Raw genomic sequence first — 1889 nt, forward strand, 5'->3', positions numbered from 1 at the left:
ATGTATCACTATATGAACAAAGTAAAGAAGAGCTACAAAAGCAGTTAGTAGAAATTGAAAAAGAAATTTATATTAAATAGCCGTTATGAAAAAAAGATTCGTTCAATTTTCTTTTGTAGTACAGTATCTAAAGATTTTACAAACCCTGCAAACTCATCAGTAGAAATCATATGGGTAAGAACTAAGCGTCTGCCGTCTGGTGTTTCACCGCATAAGACGAATGAAGAAAACTCATACGTTTTGTTTTCTACTACTAATTTTGGATAGGAATATGTGTCGCTCTTCTTTTTCTTTCCATCAATAGAGATGACGTTGCATTTTTTCTCATTGTTGTCCATGGTGAATCCCTCCTTTCTATTATCTATGGTAGACAAGGGGGGTTTAGAACAATAGGGAAGGGGGAATTTTTATGTCTGTTGTAATAGAGCGTATTTCGAAAGAAGCTATACCGAAATCTTTATTGCTCCTTGCTGATCCAAGTGAACGCCAAATTGATGCATATGTACAGAGAGGGTTTACGTATATAGCTAAACAAGAAGAAAGCATTATCGGTGTATATGTGCTTTTGGAAACAAGACCAAAGACAATGGAAATTATGAATATTGCGGTTGTAGAACATATGCAAGGAAAAGGTATTGGTAAGGGGTTATTGTTGCATGCAATAGAAAAAGCTAAAGAATATAATATGTACAAACTTGAAGTTGGTACAGGTAATTCTAGTATTTCACAACTTGCGTTATATCAAAAATGTGGATTTCGTATTTTTTCTATTGATTTTGATTACTTTTCAAAGCATTATGAAGAAGAGATTATTGAAAATGGAATTGTATGTCGTGATATGATTCGGCTTGCAATGAAATTAAACAAATAAGTATAAATTATTAGGGGGAAGAGAAGATGGAAGTACATAAAGCAATTACAGCACATTCTCGTAAACAAAATGAGATTGTAAAAATATTTTTACAATTAGATGCGCAACGCGAAGCAGCAATTGAGGCTGCGATCGCACTTGCATCAAATGGAAAACATTTCTCAGTTGATGCAATTAATATGGTAACAAAGCAAATTAATGACCTTGCAAAACGCGGCGTTGCGCCGCAGCGTAAACTTGTTACAACAGATATGGTTATGGAGTATGTAGGTCGCGTGAACGAGAAAGAAGGGCGTTAAGGATGATTGTTACAGTCGAATGGTTGCGTGAGCATTTAGAAGATGAACATGTCCGTATAGTCGATTGTCGTTTTGATTTAGCGAATCCAAATTGGGGTAAAGAGAAGTATGAGGAAGAACATATTCCCCATGCGTTATATTTTGATTTAAATTTAGATTTATCAAGTTCTGTAATAGAGCATGGTGGTCGCCATCCATTACCAAATATAGAGCAGTTTGCAGACAAGCTTTCACAGGCTGGGATTGATGAACATACGACAGTAATTGCGTATGATAGTCAAGCTGGTGCAATGGCTTCTCGTTTATGGTGGTTATTAAACTATGTAGGACATGAGAAAGTGTATATATTAGACGGTGGATTTCCAGCTTGGAAAGAGAATGGATTACACACAACGCCGAATATCCCAGTTATTGCACGAAAACCTTTTATACCGGAAATACAAGAAAATATGCTTGTAACGATGGAAACGGTCAGAAAGAATATTCATGCAGGTATAGATATTACGTTAATTGATTCTAGAGAGCCGAAACGTTATGCAGGTGCGGAAGAGCTCGTCGATCCGAAGGCAGGGCATATTCCGACGGCAGTAAACTATTTTTGGAAAGATGGAATTTTAGAATCGGGACACTTTAAAAACGAAGAGGAACAGCAAGGGCGTTTCCAAAATCTTGCTAAAGAGAAGGAAACAATCGTATATTGTGGTTCTGGTGTTACAGCG

At 36.5% G+C, this 1889-nt stretch carries 4 protein-coding genes; 3 read left to right on the forward strand and 1 reads right to left on the reverse strand.

Translation table 11 applies throughout. From position 1 onward, the window contains the following. Positions 1–83: 83 nt before the first annotated feature. The gene (locus AC1DTM_RS24620) at positions 84–338 is read right to left on the reverse strand and encodes a DUF3931 domain-containing protein (RefSeq protein ID WP_000369740.1); all 255 of its coding nucleotides are present in this window, start codon (positions 336–338) and stop codon (positions 84–86) included. Between the two features lie 71 nt (positions 339–409). On the opposite strand from AC1DTM_RS24620, the gene AC1DTM_RS24625 reads away from it, so the two are divergent. From AC1DTM_RS24625 to AC1DTM_RS24635, 3 genes are all read left to right on the forward strand, one after another. Beyond that, positions 410–871, forward strand: a complete 462-nt coding sequence (locus AC1DTM_RS24625) for a GNAT family N-acetyltransferase (protein WP_002158541.1) — start codon at positions 410–412, stop codon at positions 869–871. A gap of 26 nt (positions 872–897) precedes the next feature. Beyond that, positions 898–1170, forward strand: coding sequence for a DUF2533 family protein (locus tag AC1DTM_RS24630; protein WP_002149260.1), 273 nt, complete (start codon positions 898–900; stop codon positions 1168–1170). A 2-nt stretch (positions 1171–1172) separates the two neighbouring features. Next, positions 1173–1889 (forward strand): sulfurtransferase (locus AC1DTM_RS24635; protein WP_477001114.1); only part of this gene is annotated, 717 nt, incomplete at its 3' end.

The organism is Bacillus sp. P4_D3, from assembly GCF_056401855.1.